Source organism: Streptomyces mirabilis (genome assembly GCF_039503195.1).
Taxonomy (GTDB): Bacteria; Actinomycetota; Actinomycetes; order Streptomycetales; family Streptomycetaceae; genus Streptomyces; species Streptomyces mirabilis_D.
This window is the reverse complement of the sequence record NZ_JBCJKP010000001.1, coordinates 4,625,539-4,641,116: the sequence shown is the minus strand read 5'-3', so window position 1 is coordinate 4,641,116 and position 15,578 is coordinate 4,625,539. Positions and strand designations below refer to the sequence as shown.

At 70.8% G+C, this 15,578-nt stretch carries 13 protein-coding genes, 1 tRNA gene and 1 pseudogene; 12 read left to right on the top strand and 3 right to left on the bottom strand.

The annotated features are described in order from the left end of the window. Position 1: 1 nt before the first annotated feature. From glp to AAFF41_RS21380, 6 genes are all read left to right on the top strand, one after another. Positions 2 to 1,324, top strand: a complete 1,323-nt coding sequence (glp, locus tag AAFF41_RS21405) for a molybdotransferase-like divisome protein Glp (protein WP_343324440.1) — start codon at positions 2 to 4, stop codon at positions 1,322 to 1,324. Positions 1,325 to 1,385: 61 nt separating this feature from the next. Beyond that, positions 1,386 to 1,865 (top strand): cyclic pyranopterin monophosphate synthase MoaC, encoded by a 480-nt coding sequence (gene moaC, locus AAFF41_RS21400; RefSeq protein WP_054233073.1) that lies wholly within the window; start codon positions 1,386 to 1,388, stop codon positions 1,863 to 1,865. Next, positions 1,862 to 2,374: a MogA/MoaB family molybdenum cofactor biosynthesis protein gene (locus AAFF41_RS21395; protein WP_319749021.1), complete on the top strand. Its 513-nt coding sequence runs from the start codon at positions 1,862 to 1,864 to the stop codon at positions 2,372 to 2,374. The genes moaC and AAFF41_RS21395 overlap by 4 nt, the downstream gene beginning before the upstream one ends. After that, positions 2,371 to 3,024, top strand: coding sequence for a GNAT family N-acetyltransferase (locus AAFF41_RS21390; protein ID WP_054233071.1), 654 nt, complete (start codon positions 2,371 to 2,373; stop codon positions 3,022 to 3,024). Before AAFF41_RS21395 ends, AAFF41_RS21390 begins: the two co-directional genes overlap by 4 nt. A 177-nt stretch (positions 3,025 to 3,201) precedes the next feature. After that, positions 3,202 to 4,476: a divisome protein SepX/GlpR gene (sepX, locus tag AAFF41_RS21385; RefSeq protein WP_343324439.1), complete on the top strand. Its 1,275-nt coding sequence runs from the start codon at positions 3,202 to 3,204 to the stop codon at positions 4,474 to 4,476. A gap of 85 nt (positions 4,477 to 4,561) precedes the next feature. Next, positions 4,562 to 4,635, top strand: a tRNA-Ala gene (locus AAFF41_RS21380). A gap of 66 nt (positions 4,636 to 4,701) precedes the next feature. Here AAFF41_RS21380 and AAFF41_RS21375 read toward each other — a convergent pair. Beyond that, positions 4,702 to 5,187, bottom strand: coding sequence for a GNAT family N-acetyltransferase (locus tag AAFF41_RS21375; RefSeq protein WP_319749019.1), 486 nt, complete (start codon positions 5,185 to 5,187; stop codon positions 4,702 to 4,704). Positions 5,188 to 5,245: 58 nt separating this feature from the next. On the opposite strand from AAFF41_RS21375, the gene AAFF41_RS21370 reads away from it, so the two are divergent. Beyond that, on the top strand, positions 5,246 to 6,049 hold the full coding sequence (locus AAFF41_RS21370) for an exodeoxyribonuclease III (protein WP_319749018.1): 804 nt from the start codon (positions 5,246 to 5,248) through the stop codon (positions 6,047 to 6,049). A 25-nt stretch (positions 6,050 to 6,074) separates the two neighbouring features. Here the strand turns inward: AAFF41_RS21370 and AAFF41_RS21365 are convergent, their stop codons facing one another. Beyond that, on the bottom strand, positions 6,075 to 6,701 hold the full coding sequence (locus tag AAFF41_RS21365; protein ID WP_319749061.1) for a MerR family transcriptional regulator: 627 nt from the start codon (positions 6,699 to 6,701) through the stop codon (positions 6,075 to 6,077). 161 nt (positions 6,702 to 6,862) lie between these two features. Here AAFF41_RS21365 and AAFF41_RS21360 point away from each other — a divergent pair, with 161 nt between their 5' ends. The 5 genes from AAFF41_RS21360 to AAFF41_RS21340 all read left to right on the top strand — a co-directional run bounded on the left by AAFF41_RS21360 (position 6,863) and on the right by AAFF41_RS21340 (position 12,118). Then, a complete protein-coding gene (locus AAFF41_RS21360; RefSeq protein WP_343326322.1) occupies positions 6,863 to 8,467 on the top strand; it encodes a flavin-containing monooxygenase in 1,605 nt (534 codons plus the stop codon). Further along, positions 8,464 to 9,393 (top strand): alpha/beta fold hydrolase, encoded by a 930-nt coding sequence (locus AAFF41_RS21355; protein ID WP_319749016.1) that lies wholly within the window; start codon positions 8,464 to 8,466, stop codon positions 9,391 to 9,393. The genes AAFF41_RS21360 and AAFF41_RS21355 overlap by 4 nt, the downstream gene beginning before the upstream one ends. Next, positions 9,390 to 10,274, top strand: a complete 885-nt coding sequence (locus tag AAFF41_RS21350; RefSeq protein ID WP_319749015.1) for an SDR family oxidoreductase — start codon at positions 9,390 to 9,392, stop codon at positions 10,272 to 10,274. The genes AAFF41_RS21355 and AAFF41_RS21350 overlap by 4 nt, the downstream gene beginning before the upstream one ends. 86 nt (positions 10,275 to 10,360) lie before the next feature. Further along, positions 10,361 to 10,621 carry a hypothetical protein gene (locus tag AAFF41_RS21345; protein ID WP_319749014.1) on the top strand — a complete coding sequence of 87 codons (261 nt, stop codon included), beginning with the start codon at positions 10,361 to 10,363 and terminating at the stop codon, positions 10,619 to 10,621. A gap of 213 nt (positions 10,622 to 10,834) precedes the next feature. After that, positions 10,835 to 12,118: an IS4 family transposase gene (locus AAFF41_RS21340; protein ID WP_343324438.1), complete on the top strand. Its 1,284-nt coding sequence runs from the start codon at positions 10,835 to 10,837 to the stop codon at positions 12,116 to 12,118. Positions 12,119 to 12,190: 72 nt separating this feature from the next. On the opposite strand, the pseudogene AAFF41_RS21335 reads toward AAFF41_RS21340, so the two are convergent. Beyond that, positions 12,191 to 15,552 (bottom strand): annotated as a pseudogene (locus tag AAFF41_RS21335) (S41 family peptidase). Positions 15,553 to 15,578: the final 26 nt, after the last annotated feature.

Genomic DNA, 15,578 nt, shown 5'->3' with positions numbered 1-15,578 from the left:
TTTGAGCAGCGCCGCGACCCGTGTCACCGGCCAGGGCCACCTCTGGTCGGTGACCGAGCACCTGGAGGACATCCTCGCGACCGTTCGCCCGCTCGAACCCATCGAGCTGCAACTCCTCGACGCCCAGGGCTGTGTCCTGGTCGAGGACGTCACGGTGCCGGTCTCCCTGCCGCCGTTCGACAACAGCTCGATGGACGGGTACGCGGTCCGGGTCGCCGATGTCGCGGGCGCGAGCGAGGAGTACCCGGCGGTCCTCACGGTCGTCGGCGACGTCGCGGCCGGCCAGGGCGAGCAGCCCCATGTGGGCCCCGGTGAGGCCGCCCGCATCATGACCGGCGCCCCGCTGCCGCCCGGCGCCGAGGCCGTCGTCCCGGTGGAGTGGACCGACGGCGGCCTGGGGGAGGGTCCCGTCTCCGGGATGCGAGCCCGCAGCGCGGCCCCCGACGGCGCCTCCGGCCAGGTGCACGTCCACCGCCCGGCCGAGGCACGCGCGCATGTGCGCGCGAAGGGCAGCGACGTGAAGGCGGGAGACCGCGCCCTCGAAGCAGGCACGATCCTCGGCCCGCCGCAGATCGGCCTGCTCGCCGCGATCGGCCGCGGCACCGTACGCGTGCGCCCGCGCCCGCGTGTGGTCGTCCTGTCCACCGGCAGCGAACTCGTCCAGCCCGACGAGCCGTTGGGCAGCGGTCAGATCTACGACTCCAACAGCTTCGCCCTGTGCGCCGCCGCCCGTGATGCAGGCGCCATCGCCTACCGGGTGGGCGCGGTCGCGGACGACGCCGAGACGCTTCGCGCCACCATCGAGGACCAGCTCATCCGCGCGGACCTGCTGGTCACCACGGGCGGCGTCAGCGTCGGCGCCTACGACGTCGTCAAGGAAGCCCTGTCCTCGGTGGGCGACGAGGACGAGGAGGGCAGCGGCATCGACTTCCGCAAGCTCGCCATGCAGCCCGGCAAGCCCCAGGGCTTCGGCACGATCGGCCCCGAGCACACCCCGCTGCTCGCGCTCCCCGGCAACCCCGTCTCGTCGTACGTCTCCTTCGAGCTGTTCGTCCGCCCCGCGATCCGCACCCTGTCGGGCCTGGACGACATCCACCGCCCCACCACCAGAGCGACCCTGGAGACGGACAAGGCGCTGACCTCGCCGGACGGCCGCCGGCAGTTCCTGCGCGGGAGGTACGCCGACGGCAAGGTGACCCCGGTCGGAGGCGCCGGATCCCACCTGGTCGCTGCCCTCGCCCACGCCGACGCGCTGATCGTCGTGCCGGAGGACGTCACCTCGGTCGAGCCCGGCACCGAGGTCGAAGTGGTCCTGCTCGGCTGAGTGCCCCGAGTGGCGGTACCGTGTCGCGCACAAGAGGCCCGACCGGGAGCGCCGCGCAGACATGAGTACGCAGGACCGACTGACCCACATCGACGAGGCGGGCGCCGCCCGTATGGTCGACGTCTCTGGGAAGGACGTGACCGCGCGCACCGCCCGCGCCAGCGGCCGTGTCCTGGTCTCGCCCCGTGTGATCGAACTGCTGCGCGGTGAGGGCGTCCCCAAGGGCGACGCCCTGGCCACCGCGCGCATCGCGGGCATCATGGGCGCCAAGCGCACCCCGGATCTGATCCCGCTCTGTCACCCGTTGTCGGTCTCGGGTGTCAAGCTTGATCTGTCGGTCGCGGACGACGCCGTCGAGATCCTCGCCACCGTGAAGACCACCGACCGTACGGGCGTCGAGATGGAGGCCCTCACCGCGGTCAGCGTGGCGGCCCTCACCGTGATCGACATGGTCAAGGCGGTCGACAAGGGGGCGGTCATCACGGACGTACGGGTGGAAGAGAAGACGGGCGGAAAGTCGGGCGACTGGAGCCGGACATGACGGCACCGTCCTACCGCGCGCTCGTGGTCACGGCCTCGAACAGAGCCGCCGCGGGGGTCTACGAGGACAGGGGCGGCCCCCTGATCGCCGAGGGGCTCACGGCGTACGGCTTCGAGGTCGACGGCCCCCGGGTGGTGCCGGACGGCGACCCCGTGGAAGCGGCACTGCGCGCGGGCGTCGACGCCGGGTACGACGTGATCGTGACGACGGGCGGTACGGGGATCTCGCCCACCGACCGGACGCCCGAGGCGACCCGGCGCGTACTCGATCACGAGGTGCCGGGCATTCCCGAGGCCATCAGGGCGTTGGGGAGAGAGAAGGTGCCCACGGCGGCGCTGTCCCGGGGGCTCGCCGGAGTCGCGGGACGGACGTTGATCGTCAACCTGCCGGGTTCCACCGGCGGGGTGAAGGACGGCCTGGCCGTTCTGGAGCCCCTTCTGATCCACGCCGTCGACCAGATCCGTGGCGGCGACCACCTCAGACCCAGCGGCAGTGGGGGTGCGAGCTGAACAGCCCATCCTGGCCCGTCGAGCTGGTGGACGGCGATGTCGTCCTTCGGCCGATAAAGGTGCGCGACCAGCGGGCCTGGCGCGAGGTGAACCGGCGCAACCGGGACTGGCTGCGGCCCTGGGAGGCGACGATTCCGCCCCCCACGCCCAGCGGTCCGATAGCGCACCGGCCGACCTACCGTCAGATGGTCCGGCATCTGCGCGCCGAGGCCAACGCGGGCCGGATGCTGCCCTTCGTCATCGAGTACCAGGGCCGTCTGGTCGGGCAGCTGACCGTCGCCGGGATCACCTGGGGATCGATGTGCTCCGGGCACATCGGCTACTGGGTGGACCAGTCGGTGGCGGGGCGCGGAGTGATGCCGACGGCCGTGGCGATGGTGACCGACCACTGCTTCCGCACGGTCGGACTGCACCGCATCGAAGTCTGCATTCGCCCGGAGAACGGGCCGAGCCGCCGGGTGGTGGAGAAACTCGGATTCCGCGAGGAAGGGCTCAGGCCGCGCTATCTGCACATCGACGGGGCCTGGCGGGACCATCTCGTCTTCGCGCTCACCGCGGAAGAGGTGCCGGAGGGGTTGTTGGGGCGTTGGCGGCGGGCACGATCGATGCAGGCCCGTTCGGAGAACCAGAGCAAGCCCGGCACTCAGTAAATGAAATGTATGTTCGAAATTGATCGGTGCGTGATCGGCTCGGGGCATTAAATTCGCGCTCCCTGCGGCCTGCTGATCGCATCGGTCACAAAAAAAGCTCGAAATATCAGCCGGATCGTGCGACACACCGGCCGAATTGGCAGATGGCCTCATGCAAACCCCTCTACCGTGTGAGACGTGAGCAGCAGCGGCCTCATCTACGCAGTCATCGTCGGGGCCTGGGCCGCCTACTTGGTGCCGATGTGGCTCCGTAGGCAGGACGAGCTGAACGAAGCCCGTCCGACGGAACGCTTCAGCACCGCCATCCGGCTGCTGTCCGGACGGGCGGGAATGGAGCGCCGGTACGCCAAGGACCTGCGGGCGCGCTCCGCCGAAGAGGGGGAGCCCAGCGCCGAGCCGGGCGCCGTCACCGATTCGGTGGACGTCCGGGCCTTCGCCATGCCTCCGGTCCGGCAGCAGACCAAGGCCCAACTCCCGCCGCCCGCCCAGCCCGAACCGCAGCAGGCGCCCCAGGCCGCCGCCCGGCAGGGTGCCCCACAGGGTTCCCCGGCCGCCGGCCGGGCGGTGCCGCAGCAGTCGGCCCAACCCGAGCCGAACTCGGGATCGGGCCCGGGATCTGGCGCGGGATCGGATTCAGGATCGGGTTCGGCCAACTCCCGGCCCTCCAGGGTTCCGGCCGCTCGGCGGGCCTCCGCGGCGGAGGCCGCAGCGCGCGCGCGGCGCTCGAAGGTGCTCGCGCGCCGACGGCGTACGACCGTGATGCTCTTCCTCGCCTTCACGCTCGGCGCGATCGTGGCGGCCGTCGGGGGACTCGCGTTCCTGTGGGCGCCCGGCGTGCCCGCCGTGATGCTGAGCTCGTACATCGTGTACCTGCGCGCCCAGGAGCGACGCCGCTTCACGTACACCATGGACCGCCGCCGGGCCGAGGCCGCGGCGCAGCGGCTCAGGGAGCGGCAGCCGCGCCGGCGGCCCACCCTCGACCCCGGTGCCGACGAGCCCGACGACAGCCCCGAGCCGGAGACCGACCCCGGTCTGTCCGCGCTCGCGGCCGACCGCCGCGCCCTCGTCGAGCAGACCGACCACGCCGAGTGGGTCGACCAGCAGCGTGAGCGTCAGCGGGGCCCCGGCCGGGGTGACAGCTGGGATCCGGTGCCGGTTCCGCTGCCTACGTACGTGACCGCGCCGGTCGCGCCCCGGGCCACCTCCAGTGTCGATCTGGGGGCGCCGGACGCGTGGAGTTCGGCGCGCTCCAGCGCCGCCGAGCCGAGCGAGCCGGAGGCGGAGCCCGCCGCCGAGGAGGGCCACGAAGCCGCCGAGACGGCCGAGGTCGCCGACGACGGTCGCAGTGACGCCCGGCGCGCCGCGTCCGCCCGGCGGGCCCGTGAGCGCGGTCGCACTCCGCTGTTTGACCAGTACGAGGACGGCGAACGGCCGCGCGCCGCCAACGAATGACCAGGCGCTCGGGAGCCCCGGCTGACCTGCCAGGAACGGATTTCCAAGCACCCCGACGGGGATGCTAGAGTTTCACTCGTTGCAAGGGCCTGTGGCGCAGTCCGGTAGCGCACCTCGTTCGCATCGAGGGGGCCAGGGGTTCAAATCCCCTCAGGTCCACTGCAATTCAGAACCCCGTCGGATTCGTCCGGCGGGGTTCTTGCCTGTTCGGCCGCACTCTCTCGTTCACTGAATGGTCAGCGGCTTGGCGTAGCAGAGGCTCAGTTCGTGGAAGCGGTAGTAGCCGAACTTGGCACAGGGCTCGTAGCCGCTGGAGAGGTAGAGGGCGACCGCCTCGGGCTGCTTGGCGCCGGTCTCCAGGACCATGCGGGTGCGACCGGCCGCGCGGGCGTCGTCCTCCAGGGCGGCCAGGATGCGGCGGGCGAGGCCGAGACCGCGGGCCTCCGGGGTCACGTACATGCGCTTGAGCTCGGCGTCGCCGTCCGCGTACCCCTCGTCGTTCCTGTCCTGGCCGCGCCAGCCGCCGGACGCGATCGGGCGGTCCCGCTCGTCGTAGGCGAGGAGGTACAGGCCGAGCGGCGGCTTGAACATCGACGCCTCGAGCGGTGTGACATCACCCTCATCGCCGTAGCGCTCGGCGTATTCGGCCTGCACTTGGTCGTTCAGTTTGACGGCGTCGGGGTGGTCGTACGGGACCGGGCGGATACTCATGCGAGGTATTGTACATCTATGCGCCCGCTGGGTGGAATGGATTAAGTATCGTGCCCGGGTGCTGACTGTTACCTCGGTGAATGTGAACGGGCTCCGGGCCGCCGCGAAGAAGGGCTTCGTGGAGTGGCTCGCGGAGACCTCCGCGGACGTGCTGTGCCTTCAGGAGGTGCGGGCCGAGCCCGGGCAGCTGCCCGAGGAGGTGCGGGCGCCGGTGGGGTGGCACGTCGTGCACGCCCCCGCGGCGGCCAAGGGGCGCGCGGGCGTCTCCCTGTACACCCGGCGCGAGCCCGACCGGGTACGGATCGGGTTCGGGTCCGAGGAGTTCGACTCCGGTGGACGCTACGTCGAGGCCGACCTGCCCGGTGTCACCGTCGCCAGCCTCTACCTGCCGTCCGGCGAGGTCGGAACCGAACGGCAGGACGAGAAGGTCCGGTTCATGGACGAGTTCCTCGCCCACCTGAAGGAGCTGCGTGAGCGCGCCGCCGCCGATGGGCGCGAGGTCGTCGTCTGCGGCGACTGGAACATCGCCCACCAGGAGGCCGACCTCAAGAACTGGCGTGCCAACAAGAAGAACTCCGGCTTCCTGCCCGAGGAGCGCGAGTGGCTGGGACGGGTCCTGGACGCGGACGACGGCGGGTACGTCGACGTCGTACGGGCACTGCACCCGGACGTCGAGGGGCCGTACTCGTGGTGGTCGTACCGGGGACGGGCCTTCGACAACGACAGCGGATGGCGCATCGACTACCACGTCTCGACGCCGGGGCTCGCGGGCAAGGCCGTGAAGGGGTTCGTGGAGCGGGCGGCGACGCACGCGGAGCGCTGGTCCGACCATGCGCCGGTGACGGTCGTCTACGAGTTGTAGTCCCGCAGCCGCCGGTGACGGCCGTCTACGAGTTGTAGTCCCGCAGCCGCCGGTCCAGAGCCATCGACAGTTCGGCCTCCACCACGCTCTTCGCCAGGGGGCGCAGGCGTTTGAGGTCTTCGGTGGTGCGGTTCTCCGTGAGGACGATGCCGGCGAAGAGGTCGGCGAGGGCGTCGGCGTGGTCGCGGACGCGGCGGGCGGCGGTGAGGACGTCGGCCAGGGGGATGCCCTCGCGGACCAGGGCCGCCGAGACGTCGAGCAGGCGGCGGCTGATGTGGACGATCTCGCCGCCGTCGGTGCCGAGATAGCCGAGGTCGAGGGCCGCGGCGAGGTTCTCCGGGGTGGCCTGGCCGGCGAAGACGTCGGCGAGTTCCTCGGGGGAGAGGCGGACGGGGGTCTCCTCGGTGGGCTCGCCCAGGCCGAGGAGTTCACCGACGTCACGGCCGTGGTCGAAGGCCTCGGCCAGCTCCGCGATGCCGTTGAGCGTGTGGCCGCGTTCGAGCAGCGCCGAGATCGTGCGCAGGCGGGCCAGGTGTGTGTGGTCGTACCAGGCGATACGGCCCTCGCGTCGGGGCGGCGGTATCAGCTTGCGTTCCCGGTAGAAGCGCAGGGTGCGCACGGTGATGCCGGCCTCCTTGGCCAGCTCCTCCATCCGGTACTCACGCTTCTCCGCCACGTGCGAAACCCTACGTCGTACCGTCGGTAACTTTCGTGGTCGCAAGCCTACCCATCAGTACGGAGCTGCTCTACGCTCCCATTGCGCCAGTGTTCACTGGCAGAGTCGGGCGGCTAGGGAGGCGTGGGATGGTCGGGATGACCGAGCACGAGCATGTGCGCGTCGCGGTGATCGGGTCCGGGTTCGGCGGTCTGGGGGCCGCGGTGCGGCTGCGCCGCGAAGGGATCACCGACTTCGTCGTCCTGGAACGGGCCGGAAGCGTCGGGGGTACGTGGCGGGACAACAGTTACCCGGGGTGCGCCTGTGACGTGCCCTCGCACCTGTACTCGTTCTCGTTCGCGCCCCACCCCGACTGGCCGCGCACCTTCTCGGGGCAGGAGCACATCCGGGCCTACCTGGAGCACGTCACCGACGTCTTCGGGCTGCGCCCGCATCTGCGCTTCGACTCCGAGGTGAAGATGATGACGTGGGACCAGGAGAAGCTCCGGTGGGGGATCGAGACCAGCCGTGGCTTCCTCACCGCCGACGTCGTCGTGTCCGCGACCGGACCGCTCTCCGATCCCAAGATCCCCGACATACCGGGGATCGACTCCTTCCCCGGCAAGGTCTTCCACTCGGCCCGCTGGGACCACGACTACGACCTGCGCGGCAAGCGCGTCGCCATGATCGGCACGGGCGCCTCCGCCATCCAGATCGTGCCCGCCATTCAGCCCGACGTGTCCCGGCTGACCCTCTTCCAGCGCACGCCGCCGTGGGTGATGCCCCGCGTCGACCGGGCCATCACCGGCGCCGAACGGTGGCTGCACCAGCAGCTGCCTTTCACCACACAGGCCCGGCGCGGACTGCTGTGGGGGATCAGGGAGCTGCAGGTCCAGGCGTTCACGAAGCGTCCCGACGAACTCGGCCTCGTCGAGCGGCTGGCCAGGCGGAACATGGCACGGGCCGTCCAGGATCCGGCGCTGCGGGCCAAGTTGACCCCCGACTACCGGATCGGGTGCAAGCGGATCCTGCTCTCCAACACCTACTATCCGGCGCTCACCCGGGCCAACGTCGACGTCGTGGCCTCCGGGCTCGCCAAGATCGACGGCTCCACGCTCGTCGCCGCCGACGGCAGCACGGCCGAGGTCGACGCGATCATCTTCGGTACGGGCTTCCACGTCACCGACATGCCGATCGCGGACCGGGTCGTCGGCACGGAGGGCAGGACGCTCGCGGAGGTGTGGCGCGGCGGCATGAAGTCGCTGCGCGGGGCCACCGCGGCGGGGTTCCCCAACTGGATGACGATCATCGGTCCGAACACCGGGCTCGGGAACTCCAGCATGATCCTGATGATCGAGTCCCAGCTGAACTACATGGCCGACTATGTGCGGCAGTTGGACGTCCTGGGCGGACGCGCGGCTCTCGACGCCCGCCCCGCCGCCGTGGAGGGCTGGAACGACAAGGTCCAGAAGCGGATGCTGCGCACGGTGTGGAACACCGGCGGCTGCACCAGCTGGTACCTCGACGCGAACGGCCGCAACACCACCATCTGGCCCGGCACGACGACCGAGTTCCGTAGCGCCACCCGGCGGGTGGACCTGGGAGAGTACGAGGTGCTGCGCGCCCCCAAGTCGAGCGCAACCGAACCGAGTGCAACCGAACCGAGTGCAACCGAACCGAGCACAGCCGAGCCGAGCACGCCCGAGTCGCGCACCAAGAACTCCGGCACAAAGGGCACCAAGAAGGTGGAGGCGGGAGCGTGAGTCGACTGACGCAGGTGGAGCACGGGGCGTACGCGCCGCCCGCGCCCGCGCGCGAACTGACCGCCGTCTCCGCCGACGGCGCCCGGTTGCACGTGGAGGTGCACGGACCCGAGGACAACCCGGCCGCGCCCGTCGTCGTCCTCGCGCACGGCTGGACCTGTTCGACCGCCTTCTGGGCGGCGCAGATACGGGACCTCGCCGTCGATCACCGGGTGATCGCGTACGACCAGCGCGGGCACGGCCGCAGTCCCGCGAGCGAGACGTGCACCGCGGACGCGCTCGCCGACGACCTGGAAGCCGTGCTCGCGGCCACGCTCGCGCCCGGCGAGAAGGCCGTGCTCGTCGGGCACTCCATGGGCGGGATGACGCTGATGGCGGCCTCGGCGCGGCCGCGTTTCCAGGAGCACGCGGTGGCGGCCCTGCTGTGCAGCACGGGCAGTTCGCGGCTGGTGGCCGAGGCGCGGGTGGTGCCGATGCCGGCCGGGTGGCTGCGGACCCAGGTGACCAAGAGGATCCTCGGGTCGGCCGCGCCGCTCGGGCCCGTCACACCGCTCGCCCGGCGGATCCTCAAGTACGCGACCATGGGCGCCGGTTCGTCACCGGGCATGGTGGAGGCGTGCGCGCGGATCGTGCACGCCTGTCCGCGCACGGTGCGACACGCCTGGTCGAAGGTGCTCGACCTGCTCGATCTCGACCACGGCGTCCGGGCGTTGACGGTGCCGACGGCCGTGGTGGTGGGTACGGCGGACCGGCTGACGCCCGTGGTGCACGCGCGCGCCCTGGTCGCGACCCTGCCGAACTGTGTCGGCGTCACCGAACTGACCGGGCTCGGGCACATGACACCGGTGGAGGCGCCGGAAATGGTCACCGCCCGCATACGCGAACTCGTCTCCACCTACGCAGAGATCAAGGAGGGCAGCGCATGAGCAAGGTGAGCCTGGAAGGGCAGGTCGCGGTCGTCACGGGGGCCGCGCGGGGCGTCGGCGAACTCCTCGCCCGCAAGCTCTCCGCGCGCGGTGCCAAGGTCGCGCTGGTCGGCCTGGAGCCGGACGCGCTCAAGCAGGTCTCGGACCGCCTGCACGGCGAAAGCGGCTTCTGGCACGCCGATGTCACCGACCACGAGGCGATGGCCCAGGTCGCGGCCGAGGTGAAGGAACGGTTCGGGAAGGTCGACATCGTCGTCGCCAACGCCGGTGTGGCGAACGGCGGTCCCTTCGTCGAGTCCGATCCCGTCGCCTGGCGGCGGGTCATCGAGGTCAACCTGATCGGATCGGCGGTCACCGCGCGGGCGTTCCTGCCCGTGCTCATGGAGAGCCGGGGGTATCTGCTGCAGATCGCCTCGCTCGCGGCCATCACCCCGGCGCCGATGATGACGGCGTACTGCGCGTCCAAGTCGGGCGTGGAGGCGTACGCGCACAGCCTGCGTGCCGAGGTCGGCCACAAGGGCGTACGGGTCGGGGTCGGTTACCTGTCCTGGACCGACACCGACATGGTGCGCGGGGCCGATCAGGACGAGGTGATGCGGGAGTTGAGGCAGCGGCTGCCGTGGCCGTCCAACAAGACGTATCCGCTGGGGCCGGCCGTCGACCGCATCGTCGCGGGGATCGAGCGGCGGTCCAGTCATGTGTACGCACAGTGGTGGCTGCGCGGGATGCAGGGCGTCCGGGGCTACCTCCCCGGGATCATCGGGGCGGTCGGACAGCGGGAGATGCGGCGGTTCGAGCCGCGGCTCAAGGGTGTGAGTACGGGGCTCGTGGGGGCCGGCGGGGCCGCCGACGAGCAGCGCCAGCAGGGGATATCACCGTGAGTGACTGATCGAAATGCGTGCGTAGTCCGTGCGTGTAAGTCTGGTCGAGCCCGATCCCCCTCACCCACAAATGGGAGTGAAACCTCATGGGCAAGAAGGACCAGATGCAGAACAAGGCCGAGCAGATGAAGCAGCAGGGCAAGAAGAAGATGGGCCAGGACATCGGCCACGAGAAGGCCCGTCCCGGCGAGCACTCCCCGCAGCCGGGTGCCCGCACCTCGCAGCAGGGTGCGCGTTCCCCGCAGTCGGGTGAGCGCTCCCCGCAGAGGGGCGACCGGACGATCCCGGAGGCCGAGCGCATGCAGCGTGAGGCGAAGGACCGGCTCGACCAGGACTACGACGTCTGACGGTTCGCTGCGCCGGCTTAGGCCGAGTTGTGGGGCGCCCCTGATTGTTGGGGGCGCCCCACGCTTTTGGTTGGCGTCGGGGTGCGTGTCTGGTGCGGTTTCTATGTGGCTGGTCGCGCAGTTCCCCGCGCCCCTGACGGGGCGCCTCCCCGCCCCCTATTGAGACAATGCCGTTGCTTTTGGGGTGTGCGTGGTGTTGAGCCATGCGTGTTGGTGTCGCGTCTGGAGCGGCTGGGGTTGGGCATCCTGACTCGGTCGTGTCCTGCTGAGCTGGTGGACCGGGTCGTTGCCGAGGCTGGGTGTGCGGAGAAACGCCGACGTGTGCTGTCGGCCCGGTTCACGGTGTACTTCGTGCTCGCACTGTGCCTGTTTCCGCAGGCCGACTACCTGGAGGTCCTGCGGCTGGTGAAGGCCGGCGAACCGACGCTTCGGCCTTGGGCGGGGGTGAACAAGTCATCTCTGACGCGTGCGAGGCAGAGGCTGGGCTGGCCGGTCATGCGAGAGCTGTTCCGGGCCGTGGCCCGACCGTTGGGCCACAGGACGGAACTCTTCCACGGGCTACGGGTCCTGGCCCTGGACGGAATGCTGCTGGCCGTCCCCGACTCGCCCGGCAACCGGGAAACGTTCGGCAAGTCCGGCTCGCAACGCAGTCCGATGGGCTATCCGCAGGCCCGGGTGGTCGCGGTGTCGGAGTGCTCGTCGCACGCGGTACTGGACGCGGTGATCGGCGGCTGGAAGGACTCCGAGCGGATCGTGTCCGACGAACTGGAAGCCCATATCGGGGCCGGGACACTGGTCTTGGCCGACCGCGGACTTTGGGGCCTGGCCCGCTGGCACCGCTTTCGCGACCGGGGCGCCCACCTGCTGTGGAGGATCGAGCGGCGGGCCGCCCGCAGGGTCCAGGACGTCCTGCCGGACGGAAGTTACCTGGCCCGGATCCAGGCGAACAAGCACGCCAAGGCTGCCGGAACCGTCAAAGCTCCACCAGCTCTGGTGAGAGTGATTGAGTACCGCGTCGACGGCCAGGCGGACGTGATCCGGCTTGTCACCAGCCTGACGGACCATGAGGAGTATCCGGCCGCCGAACTCGCCACCCTGTATGCCCGGCGCTGGGAGATCGAGATCGTCTTCGACGAGATCAAGACTCACCAGCGCGGCAGACCGGTCCTGCGATCGCAGACTCCGGACGGGGTCAGGCAGGAGATCTATGCCCACCTGATCGTCCACCACGCGACCCGCGACCTGCTCAACGAGGTGGCCCGGATCGCGCAGACTTCCGCCGATCGGACATCGTTTACCCGGGCCCTGCATGTGGTCCGCCGCTCGGTGATCGCGCCGTGCGGCTTTTCCCCCCTCAGCCCGAAATCACGACCGTCTGCTCGGCCTTGCCGAGATCCGCTGGTCTCTCCTGCCACGACGACGCTCACGCGACTGCCCCCGCAAACTGAAGTCGTCGATCACCCCGTTCAGCAGCAAGGCCCCCGACGAACCTGCTAGCCACCGCCGCCCATCAGCCGTCATCACGGTGAACCACAGATGGCAGTAACCACCAAAAGCAACGGCATTGCCCTATTGAGATCTGGGGGGGAGTTTTGGTCTTGATCTGTCGGGGGCGTTTGTGTAGTCGGGTGGGGAGGCCGCGTGGTGGGTGGTCAGGAGGTCGAGGGCCAGTTGGATGGCGGTGTCCATTTCGGTGTGGTGGCCCTCCGCCCAGTCCAGGGGGGTGCGCAGGACCGCCAGGTCCGGGGGGACGCCCTGGTTCTCGACGGACCAGCCGTACGCGTCGAACCAGGCCGCGTTCATCGGCACCGTGATCACCGTGCCGTCGCCGAGGCGGTGGCGACCGGTCATGCCGACGACTCCGCCCCAGGTGCGCTGGCCGACGACGGGGCCGAGCTTCAGCAGCTTGAACGCGGCGGTGATCATGTCGCCGTCGGAGGCGGTCGCCTCGTCGGCGAGGGCGACGATCGGGCCGCGCGGGGCGTTCGAGGCGTACGACACCGGCTGGGCGTTGCGTGTCAGGTCCCAGCCGAGGATCGTGCGGGTGAGCGTCTCCACGACGAGTTCGCTGATGTGGCCGCCCGCGTTGCCGCGCACGTCGACGATCAGCGCGGGGCGCGAGACCTCCAGGCGCAGGTCGCGGTTGAACTGGGCCCAGCCCGAGCCGCCCATGTCGGGGATGTGGAGGTAGCCGCACCGGCCCCCGCTCAACTCCCGGACGACCTCGCGGCGTTTGGCCACCCAGTCCTGGTAGCGCAGGGGGCGCTCGTCGATCAGCGGGACCACGGCCACCCGGCGTGAACGGCCCTCGCCCGCCTCAGGGGTGAACGTGAGCTCCACCGTCGTACCGCCCGCGCCCGCGAGGAGGGGATAGGGGCCGGTGACCGGGTCGACCGGGCGGCCGTCGACGTGGGTGAGGACCGCGCCCTCGCGGATGCCGGTACCGGCGAGCGGCGAGCGTGCCTTGGAGTCGGAGGAGTCGCCGGGAAGGATCCGCTTCAGCGTCCAGCTGCCGTCGCGCCGGACGAAGTTGGCGCCGAGCAGGCCCTGCCAGCGCTGGTACTGGGCCGGGCCCTCGTTGCGGCGGGCGGCGGCGACGTACGCGTGGGAGGTGCCGAGTTCACCGAGGACCTCGCGCAGGAGGTCGGCGAAGTCGTCGGGGGAGGCGACCCGTTCGACCAGCGGGCGGTACTGGGCGAGCACACCGTCCCAGTCGATGCCGCACATGTGGGGTTCCCAGAAGTAGGCGCGGGTGAGGCGGCCCGCCTCCGCGTAGGCCTGGCGCCATTCGGCGGGCGGGTCCACCTCGTGGATGATGCGCCGCAGATCGATCCAGACCGTCGAGTCGGAGTCACCGACCTCGGTCGAGGGGACCGCTCGCAGGTCGCCCTCGTCCACGACGACCAGCCGGGAGCCGTCGCCGCTGACCGCGAACCAGTCCAGGTGCTGGACGAGTTCGGACTTCTTCGCCTTGCTGATGTTGAAGAACTCCAGCGTCGGCCGGCCGGAGGTGTCGTCGGGGTTGACGAAGGTCTCGCCGAGGGCGCCCGAGATCGGCCAGCGCAGCCAGACCAGGCCGCCGCCCGCGACCGGGTGCAGCGCCGAGTACTTGGAGGCGGTGACCGGGAAGGGGGTCACCCGGCTCTCCAGGCCTTCCAGTTCGACGCTCACCGCGCCGTCCGCGCTCTCGTCCTCGATCGGGTCCAGGCCTCCGGCGACCGGCCGCCCGTCGGGGTTGAGCGCGAAGGGGGAGGGGGTGGCGGAGGACAGGGGGACGAGGTAGGGGCGGCAGCCGAGCGGGAAGGAGAGGTCGCCGGTGTGGACGTCGTACACCGGGTCGAAGCCGCGCCAGGAGAGGAAGGCGAGGTAGCGGCCGTCGCGGGTGAACACGGGGTTCTCGTCCTCGAAGCGGCCGTTGGTGACGTCGACGATGAGCCGGTCCTTTATACGCGCGATCTTGATCTGGCGCAGGGAGCGGCCGATCCCAGGGTGCGACCAGGTCAGCCAGGCCCCGTCCGGGGAGAAGGCGAGGTCCCGGACCGGTCCGTTGATCGACGTGATCAGCTCGGTGACCTCCCCTCCCTCGGCCCCGGTCGGCGAGGTGTCGCCGGGCTCTGTCCCGGCGGCTTCCTCGGCCCCCGTCTGCGAGGTCTCCTCGGACTCTGTCCGTGAGGTGTCCTCGGGCTCCGGCTCCGAGGTGGTGCTGTCGGGTTCTGTCGGGGAGGCTTCCTCGGGCTCCGTCCGGGACGTGGACGTGTCCCCGGCGGACTCCTCCGTCGCGTCGAGGATCAGCAGGCGTCCGTCGTTCGAGGCGATCGCGAGGCGTTCGCCCTGCGGGTCGGAGACCATCTCCAGTACGCGCCCCAGCTCGCCGGAGGCGAGGCGGCGCGGCTCGCGCTGGCCGGAGGCCCGGGGAGGAAGGCGATCTCGACGGCGTCCTCGCCGTCCGCGTCGGTGACGTAGGCGATCCGGCCGCCGGAGCCGAGCATCTCGGGGAGCCGGACGCGTACGCCGGGGGTGTCCGCGATGGTGCGCGCGGGGCCGTCGCGATGGGTGAGCCAGTGCAGGCTGCCGCGTACGACGACGGCGCTGGCCCGGCCCGTCTCGTCGACCGAGATGCCGTCCACGTGCTGCGCCGCGGGCACCTGGTACGTACGGCGTCCCGCCCGCGGACCGCCGAGGCGGACGTCGAGGCGGCGCGGGACCGAGTCCGGGGACAGGTCGTCGACGATCCACAGGTCCCCGGCGCACTGGTAGACGACGCGGGTGCCGTCGCTGGAGGCGTGCCGGGCGTAGAAGGCGTCGTGGTCGGTGTGGCGGCGCAGGTCCCCGCCGTCGTACGCGCACGAGTACAGGTTCCCGATGCCCTCGTGGTCGGAGAGGAAGGCGATACGGCCGCCGACGAACATGGGGGAGTCGAGTTGGCCGTCGAGATCGGCGAGCAGTCGCCGTCCGTGCAGCCAGAGCCGGCCGGTGGCGCCGCCCCGGTAGCGCTTCCAGGCGGCGGGTTCGTGCGGCGGGGTGCCGGTGAGCAGGAGCGTCTTGTGTTCGCCGTCGAGGTCGGCGACCTGGATGGCGGAAACCGGGCCCCAGGGGAGCGCGCCGCCGGGGTCGCCGTCGGTGGGGACCTTGTAGGCCCAGGTGAAGTACGAGAAGGGCTGGCCGTGGGAGGCGACGGCGAGGATGTCGCTGTGTCCGTCCTTCTCGGGCGGCGACCAGCCGCAGACCTGGGTGTCCGCGCTGCCCCAGTAGGTGAGCCGGCGGGAGGGGCCGCCGTCCACCGGTACCAGATGGATCTCCGGCACGAGGCTGCGCCAGCTCGTGTACGCGATGAGCCGGCCGTCGGGGGAGAAACGGGGGTGGCCGACCTTGGTCCGGTCGACGGTGAGCCGCCAGGCGCGGCCCGGCGCGTCGAGGGGGGCCATCCACAGGTCGTCCTCGGCGGCGAAGCAGAGGT